The organism is Bacteroides coprosuis, from assembly GCF_020741705.1.
Lineage (GTDB): Bacteria > Bacteroidota > Bacteroidia > Bacteroidales > Bacteroidaceae > Bacteroides_E > Bacteroides_E coprosuis.
Window position 1 is genome coordinate 1 of record NZ_DYYK01000010.1, and the last position, 8,027, is coordinate 8,027.

Annotated in this window: 6 protein-coding genes and 1 pseudogene; 1 reads left to right on the plus strand and 6 read right to left on the minus strand. The window is 32.9% G+C overall.

Going from position 1 to position 8,027, the window contains the following annotated elements; genetic code table 11:
* Nucleotides 1-61: 61 nt before the first annotated feature.
* Nucleotides 62-457: a DUF3836 domain-containing protein gene (locus tag K8V80_RS00420; protein WP_245531233.1), complete on the minus strand. Its 396-nt coding sequence runs from the start codon at nt 455-457 to the stop codon at nt 62-64.
* 279 nt (nt 458-736) lie between these two features.
* Nucleotides 737-3,522 (minus strand): annotated as a pseudogene (polA, locus tag K8V80_RS00425) (DNA polymerase I).
* Nucleotides 3,523-3,608: 86 nt separating this feature from the next.
* Between polA and K8V80_RS00430 the strand changes: the two are divergent.
* Nucleotides 3,609-4,583, plus strand: a complete 975-nt coding sequence (locus tag K8V80_RS00430; RefSeq protein WP_006743725.1) for a polyprenyl synthetase family protein — start codon at nt 3,609-3,611, stop codon at nt 4,581-4,583.
* A gap of 57 nt (nt 4,584-4,640) precedes the next feature.
* On the opposite strand, the gene deoC is transcribed toward K8V80_RS00430, so the two are convergent.
* From deoC to uvrC, 4 genes are all read right to left on the minus strand, one after another.
* Nucleotides 4,641-5,537 (minus strand): deoxyribose-phosphate aldolase, encoded by an 897-nt coding sequence (deoC, locus tag K8V80_RS00435; RefSeq protein ID WP_006743724.1) that lies wholly within the window; start codon nt 5,535-5,537, stop codon nt 4,641-4,643.
* Nucleotide 5,538: 1 nt separating this feature from the next.
* A complete protein-coding gene (locus tag K8V80_RS00440; RefSeq protein WP_006743723.1) occupies nt 5,539-5,862 on the minus strand; it encodes a nucleotide pyrophosphohydrolase in 324 nt (107 codons plus the stop codon).
* Nucleotides 5,862-6,314, minus strand: coding sequence for a D-aminoacyl-tRNA deacylase (dtd, locus tag K8V80_RS00445; RefSeq protein ID WP_276774533.1), 453 nt, complete (start codon nt 6,312-6,314; stop codon nt 5,862-5,864). Before dtd ends, K8V80_RS00440 begins: the two co-directional genes overlap by 1 nt.
* A gap of 54 nt (nt 6,315-6,368) precedes the next feature.
* A partial coding sequence (gene uvrC / locus K8V80_RS00450) for an excinuclease ABC subunit UvrC (protein ID WP_276774536.1) occupies nt 6,369-8,027 on the minus strand: 1,659 nt, incomplete at its 5' end.

Below are 8,027 nucleotides of genomic sequence, written 5' to 3' on the forward strand. Positions count from 1 at the left end.
ACAGATAAGGCAGACTATATTTAAACAGTCTGCCTTATTTAAGTTATATTATATCTTTGAATTATAAGTTCGGATCGATGAAAGAAGTATTGTACTTTGGTAATAGCTTGTAGCTATTTTTATTTGCATCCCATTTATAACATTGTGTACTTACATTTTGCCCGTTGTATTCATAGCGAACAGATAGACTTTTATCCCATTGCTTTTTGTCTTTATTCCACATTTGGATATTGTTTTCCACAATCTTGTTATTTTGATCGTATGTGTAATTGTATCTAATATAGTGAGATAAAGCTTTACCTTCTTGTTTGTAAAGTGTTTGACCTACTAATAGACCATTTCTTTCTTCAAAATTGTATACGATATTGTTTGTATTAACTGATTGCTTAGCAAAAGCTGAAAAAGCAGTGCAAGTCACTAGAATAGTAAGAACTAAAACTCTGTAAAAACTTTTCATTCTCATAGCATACTTTAATTAAAAGGAATTGTTTGTTTTTATATTTCCTAATTGTTTTGTACTGCAATGATAATAATTATACTCTATTTATTCATCTATTTTACGTTATAGTTTCGAGTAGTTACATTCAGTTTATATTGATTTCAGTATCGAAATGATAAGCTTTCTAAATAAAAAAAGAGTTAGTATTTCAAGTACCAACTCTTTTCTTTCTTACTGTATGATTTAGCAAATAATAAATTGCTTTTTGCTTTATGGTTAAAAAAACGTAAATAGGAATTAATGTGCCTCTAACCAGTTCTCTCCCCATCCAAAATCTGCTTTTAGGGGTACAGAGAGCTTATATGCGTTCTCCATTTCCTGAATTACAATCTGTTGAACTTTTTCTTTTTCACTAGGAATTACTGTAAAATTTAATTCGTCATGTACTTGAAGAATCATTTTTGATAGCAGTTTTTCTTCCTTGAATCGCTTGTGTATATTTACCATTGCAACTTTAATAATGTCCGCTGCACTACCTTGAATTGGGGCATTTATGGCATTTCTTTCAGAAAATCCTCTTACGACAGCATTTCTAGAATTAATATCAGGAAGATACCTTTTTCTATTAAAGATTGTTTCTACATATCCTTTTTCTCTTGCTTCTACAATGCTTTGATCCATATATTCCTTTACTTGTGGATAGGTCTCAAAATAACCTTCAATAAGTTCTTTAGCTTCTTTTCTCTCTACTTGCATGCGTTCTGCTAGACCAAATACAGATATACCATAGATAATTCCAAAGTTTGCTGTTTTAGCTTTTCTTCTCTGGTCACTCGTAATAGTATTAATGTCTTGTTTGTATACTTTTGCAGCAGTTGCAGCATGAATGTCGTCGCCGTGGAGGAATGCTTCCATCATATTATTATCATGGCTTAAATGAGCCATAATGCGTAATTCTATTTGAGAATAGTCGGCAGAGAAGAATAATGAATCTTGATCAGGAATAAATGCTTTTCTTATTTCTTTTCCATCACTATCCCTTATAGGGATATTCTGTAAGTTGGGATTGCTTGAGCTTAATCTTCCTGTTGCAGTTACTGTTTGATTAAATGAGGTGTGTATTTTCCCAGTCTTCTTATTAATAAGTTTTGGTAAAGCATCTACATAAGTGCTGAGTAGTTTTTTTAGTCCTCTATAGTCTAATATCTTTTCTACTATTGGATGTTTATCTTTGTAGCTAAGAAGTACTTCTTCTGATGTAACATATTGTCCAGTCTTTGTCTTTTTAGCCTTTCGTCTATTTTAAGTTTATCAAACAAGATTTCTCCTACTTGTTTAGGCGAACTTACATTGAAATCATTATCAGCTAATTTATGAATTTCTTCTTCAATCGTTATTAGCCTATCTGTAAAATCCTTAGATAATGATTTTAAGGCTTTTTTATCTAGTAATACCCCAGTGTATTCCATATCAGTAAGTACTGGAACTAAAGGCATTTCTATCGTATAAAATAATTCTTCTGCCTGATTTTCTTTTAAATCTTTTTCTATTGCATTCTTTAATTGAAAAGTGATATCAGCATCTTCGCATGCATATATGTAAACGTCTTCTGGAGAAAGCTCACGCATACTCTTTTGGTTTTTACCTTTGGGTCCAATTAAGTCTTCAATAGGTATTGTGATATGGTTTAAATATATTTCAGCTAGATAATCCATATTATGTCTTAATTCTGGTTGAACGACATAATGTGCAATCATCGTATCAAATAATTTCCCAACTACTTCTATTCCATAATTTTTCAGAATTAGAAGATCGTATTTTATGTTTTGACCTATTTTAAGCGATTTCTTATTTTCAAGTAGAGGTTTAATAATATTGAGTCTTTTCTTTGTCTCTTCTTGATCTTTTGGGAAAGGGATGTAATAGGCTTCGTTTTTTTTCACAGAAAAGCTAATTCCAACAATTTCAGCTTCCATTGCCTCCAATCCTGTTGTTTCCGTATCTAGAGCAATTTCTTTAAAAGGCATTAGTTTTTTGGCTAATTCATTTATATCATCTTCATTATCAATTAGATGATATTCTTTTTTATTGTTTTCTAATGCGATTTCTGTCGATTCTTTATGGGTGTCTTGAGTGTTGGTCGCAAATTCTGCAAATAAATCGCCTTGAATTGGGCCAGTTTGTATTTGTAGGGTAGGGGAGTCTGTTTCTTTGATCACTCTTTCCAATAAAGTTCTGAATTCGAGTTCTTCAAAAATTTCACGCACCTTGTCTTTATCCATTTCTTCCCTTACCAGTTTGTCAAGTTCTAGTTTTATAGGAACATCAACTTTGATGGTTGCTAGAAATTTAGAGAATTTTATTTGTTCAATATTCGCTTCTACTTTTTTCTTTAGAGCACCTTTAAGTTTATCTGTATTTTCTATGAGGTTCTCAATACTTCCAAATTCCTTTAATAATTTTTGTGCAGTTTTAATTCCTACTCCTGGGCATCCTGGAATATTGTCAGCACTATCACCCATCAAACCCAAAAGATCAATGATTTGAGATTGATTTTCTAAATCGTATTTCTCAATAACTTCTTGAGGCCCTAATATTTCAAATTCTTTATCTCCATATTTGGGTCTATACATATAGACATATTTATCAACAAGTTGGGCGTAGTCTTTATCTGGAGTCATCATATAGGTAGAGATCTCTTTTTCGTTTGCTTGTTTAGCAAGAGTGCCTATAACATCATCAGCTTCATATCCTTGCACTTCAAGTATGGGGATTTTATATGCACGGATGATATCTTTAATAATGGGTACGGCTATTTTTATATCTTCGGGTGTAGCTTCTCTTTGTGCTTTATAATCTTCAAAAGCTTCATGTCTAAAAGTGGGACCAGCAGGGTCAAATGCTATACCAATGTGAGTGGGGTTTTCTTTATTAAGTACTTCTTCTAAGGTATTGACAAATCCTAGAATAGCTGAGGTGTTTAGTCCTTTTGAGTTTACTCTTGGGTTTTTAATAAATGCATAATATGCTCTGTAAATTAGAGCATATGCATCCAAAAGAAAAAGTTTCTTTGCTTGTTCCATATAATTACTTATTTTCAATGTAAAAGTAACAAAAAATAAGGTATTAACTGTTTTATTGTTACTTTTGTATACAAACGGATTTATAGATGAGTCAACTAACTGAAATACGATATCCTATTGAGCAAGAGCTTGCTGAGTTTCAGCAAATTTTTGACAATTCACTTACTAGCTCTAATCCTCTTTTAATGCGAGCTATTCGACATATAAGAAAGAGCAATGGTAAGATGATGCGACCTATACTTGTTTTGCTTTTGGCTAAACTCTTTGGGTCTATTAAAACAAACACACTTTACTCAGCTGTTTCTCTAGAATTATTGCATACGGCTAGTTTAGTTCACGATGATGTTGTGGATGAGAGTGATGAGCGTAGAGGTCAGCTATCAGTTAACGCTTTATTTAATAATAAAGTTTCTGTTTTAGTAGGAGATTTTTTGTTGGCAACAAGTTTGGTACAAGTTGGACTAACTCGTGATTGTGACATTATAGATGTTGTAGCACATTTGGGGCAAAATTTGGCTGATGGAGAAATTTTACAATTATCCAACGTAAGTAATAAAGAGTTTTCTGAGGATGTTTATTATAGTGTAATTTACAAGAAAACTGCAGCTTTATTTGCAGCATGTGCAAAGGTTGCCGCTTTATCTGCTGGCGCTTCTAAAGAGTCAGTAATAGAGGCTACAAAATTTGGTGAGTATCTAGGGATATGCTTCCAGATTAAGGATGATATTTTTGATTACTCAGATTCGTCTTCTATTGGAAAACCCACAGGTAATGATATGTTGGAAGGTAAATTAACGCTTCCCGCACTGTACGTCTTGAATAAAACAAACTCTGAAGAAATAAAAGAATTAGCATTTCGTATTAAAGGGGGAGAAGCTAGCCTTCACGAAATTCATAAATTTATTGGATATGTAATTGATCACGGTGGTATTGAATATGCTGAGTCAGTGATGTTGTCTTATCGTGACAAAGCGCTTGAGGTAATTGCGCCACTTCCGAACAATGAGATTAAAGATGCACTTAAGTGCTATTTAGATTACATTGTTTTAAGAAAAAAATAAGTTGTTATAGTATAAAAAAAGAGAGGGTCGACCCTCTCTTTTTTGTGATATTCTTAATTAGAAGAAGTTTATTTTTTCTCCTTTTATATCAGAAACAAGAAGATTTGCTAGACGACTTGTTCCGAGACGGAATAATTTATTGTTAAGCCATTCTGTACCTAATACTTCTTTTACTATAGTGTAATATGTTATAGCATCTTTTACAGTTGATAGACCTCCAGCTGGTTTAAATCCTACTTTTCTGCCTGTTTCTAAATAGTATTCTTTGATAGCTTTACACATAACGTAAGCAGCTTCAGGAGTAGCAGCAGGTTCTAGTTTTCCTGTGGATGTTTTAATAAAGTCTGCCCCAGAGTACATAGATAGGATAGAGGCCTTCTTAATGTTTTCAGCTGTTTTAAGAGCACCTGTTTCAAGAATTACCTTCATGTGGTGATCTTTACATACATCTTTAAGCTCTTCTATCTCATCACACATTGTTTCATAATCGCCGCTTAAGAAGTTTCCTACATTGATAACAATATCTATTTCAGTAGCACCATCTTGTAGGGCTAATGATGTTTCGGCAATTTTAATTTCAGTAAATGTTTGTGATGTTGGGAATCCTGCAGAAACACATGCAATATTTACATCCTCAATTTCTAGGGTGCTACTTACTATTTTAGCAAAATTAGGATACACACAAATAGCAGCTACATGACCTAATTCAGCGTATTCTTCATCAAATTGATTTACTTTTTCTGTGAATTTTAGCACGCTTTCGGGGCTGTCTTCAGTTTTTAATGTTGTTAAATCAATACAGTTGAAAAGAAATTTCTTGACATCAGTTGTGTCATTTTCAATATATTTCTTTTCTATTAATTCTTTTACTTCTTTATTTACTTCAGCATCTACTAGTGCAGTATTGTATTTGCTTAATGCTTCTTCGTACTTTGTTAATTTTTTGTCAGCCATGTTACTTTAGTTTTTGATTTTCTAAATGCCTTTTCTTATCTCTTTTTGTCTTTTTTTCAAAGCTTTGCTCTAAAGCCTTTGTTAGATCTGTATCTGTTTGATTTGCCAAGCAGAGTAGGACCCAAAGGATATCTGCAAGCTCTTCTTCTATATTATCTTTTTCTCCTTTTTTGAAGGATTGTTCTCCGTACTTTCGAGCAACTACTCTGGCTAGTTCTCCAACTTCTTCTGTTAGAATAGCCATATTTGTTAGCTCATTAAAGTATCTGACTCCAATTGAGTTTATCCATTGATCTACTTTTTTTTGAGCTTCTTCAATAGTCATTATTCTTTGTTTTTTGTATCTATACAGATAGTAACAGGACCATCATTTATTAGCTTAACTTTCATGTCTGCTCCAAACTCACCTGTACCAACTTGTTTGCCTAGCTTACTCTCTAATGTGGTTATAAATTCCTTATATAAGGGAATGGCTATGTCTGGTTTTGCTGCTTTTATATATGAAGGTCTATTTCCTTTCTTAGTGGAAGCATGGAGTGTAAATTGACTGATTAATAAAATATCGCCTTTAACATCTAGAATGGATTTATTCATTACTCCATCTTCGTCATCAAAGATTCTTAAGTTTACTACTTTATTAGTTAGCCACTCGATATCTTCGGTGTTGTCTTGATCTTCTATCCCTAGGAGAATCATTAGCCCTGTATTAATTTTTGCTTTTACTTGATTATCTATAGTAACAGATGCTTCTGTTGCTCTTTGAATAACAATTCTCATAATTTAGATTTTGTCTTTACAAAGTTAAAAATATTAGTGAATAAATATCTGCTTTTAGTTCTTATTATGTATCTCTTTCCATAGGGTTGTACCTTTGCTGTGACCTATGAGAGTTATTAAATCGTCCTCGCTAGCCTCTTTTATTCTCTTGATACTTTTAAATGTTTTCAAGAGTTGTTCTTTAGTTTTAGGACCTATTCCAGGTATGTTGTCTAACTCAGATTGAACTTGTCTTTTACTCCTTTTATCTCTGTGGAATTGTATTGCAAATCTGTGTACCTCATCTTGTATTCGTTCCATTAGTTTAAATAATCCACTAGTTGGTTCCATACCTATTGTTTGAGCAGGAAATCCATATAGGAGTTCTGATGTCCTATGTCTGTCGTCTTTTGCTAAACCCGCTATTGGTATTTTTAGATTAATTTCCTCCAAGGCTTTTCGCACAATCTCCATTTGACCTTTACCGCCATCGGTAATAATTAAGTCGGGTAGGGGTTGTTTTTCCTTTTCTAATCTGCTATACCTCCTTATTACTACTTCGTGCATTGATGCGTAGTCATCTGGGCCTATAACCGTTTTAATATTATATTTCCTATAATCCTTTTTGCTGGGTTTACCTTGCTTAAATACGATACATGCTGCAACAGGATCACTTCCTTGGATGTTAGAGTTGTCAAAGCTCTCAATATGCATGGGTAGCTTTTGAAGCTTCAGTTTGTCTTGAATCTCTTTTAGTAAGCGAATATTTCTTTGTGCTGGATTTAATTTTTCAGCTTGTTTGAGCCTATCTGCTTTATATTGCTTTACATTGAGTCGTGATAGGTCTAATAGTTTCTTTTTTTCTCCCCGTTGAGGTATTGTAAACTTTACGTTGTCTAAGTCTATATCTAGAGGAATCGGTACTACTATTTCATTAGCATTACTATCGAAGCGAGTTCTCATTTCGATGATGCCCATGGCTAGCAATTCACTATCTGTTTCATTGAGTTTCTTTTTATACTCAAAAGTATAAGCCTGATTTATTGCTCCATTTGCAATATGTAAGAAGTTGATGTAAGCTGATTTTTCGCCATTTGATTCTATTGAGAAGACGTCGATATTGTGGATTAGAGTGCTAACCACCTCTGATTTACTTCGGAAGTTCTCTACGAGTGTCAGCTTATGCTTGTATTGATGTGCTTTTTCAAACTCAAGATTTTCAGCATATCTCTCCATCTTTTCTTTTAGCTGCTTGCTAATTTCCCTTGTATTACCTTTTAGTATTTCTTTTATTTCAGCAATGTTTTGTAGGTAGTCTTCTTCGGTTTGTAGTCCTTCACATGGTCCTAAACAGTTTTTGATGTGGTACTCTAAGCAGACTTTGAACTTATTAGATTTGATGTTTTCCTGAGATAAATTATGCTTGCATGTCCGAATTGGATATAGCTTTTTAATTAAATCTAAAAGCGTATACATTGTTGGAAGATGTGTATAAGGGCCAAAATAGGATGATCCATTTTTTATTATTTTCCTTGTTTTAAACACTCTAGGAAAGAATTCGTTTTGTACACATATTGAGGGATATGTTTTGTCATCTTTTAATAAAACGTTATATCTGGGCTGGTGCTTTTTAATTAGATTGTTTTCTAATAATAGTGCATCTTTCTCAGTGTTTACAACGATGTATTTAATGTTCCTTATTTTCTTAACAAGGACTTTTGTTTTATTTGCTTT